This is a genomic window from Acinetobacter sp. 24-47-62 (assembly GCF_056779765.1).
This window is the reverse complement of the sequence record NZ_JBWYIN010000047.1, coordinates 1-306: the sequence shown is the minus strand read 5'-3', so window position 1 is coordinate 306 and position 306 is coordinate 1. Positions and strand designations below refer to the sequence as shown.

Here is a 306-nt window from a genome sequence, read left to right as displayed (position 1 = left end):
ATGACACCACAGGACAAATCTCCACCCAACTGCAAAACACCCACGGGGCGAGCCAACTCAACCTAGGGAATCTCAGTCATCCCAAAGCAACAGCAGAAAGTGAAGGACGCGGTGAAGGTTTCGAACTCAGAACTGACCAATGGGGTGCAGTACGAGCAGGCGAAGGCATACTCATCTCCACCTACAAACAAGAAGAAGCCAAAGCAAACCATCTCGATGCAAGCGAAGCCAAACAACAACTCGAAAGTAGCTTAAACAACGCCAAAGCCCTCAGTGAAGTGGCAAAAAATCAACAAACTGATCCAC

General features: G+C 49.0%; 1 protein-coding gene. It reads left to right on the top strand.

The genetic code is table 11. The annotated features are described in order from the left end of the window. The coding region (locus AC1M87_RS14825) for a type VI secretion system Vgr family protein (RefSeq protein WP_481594128.1) at positions 1–306 on the top strand (306 nt) is incomplete at both ends.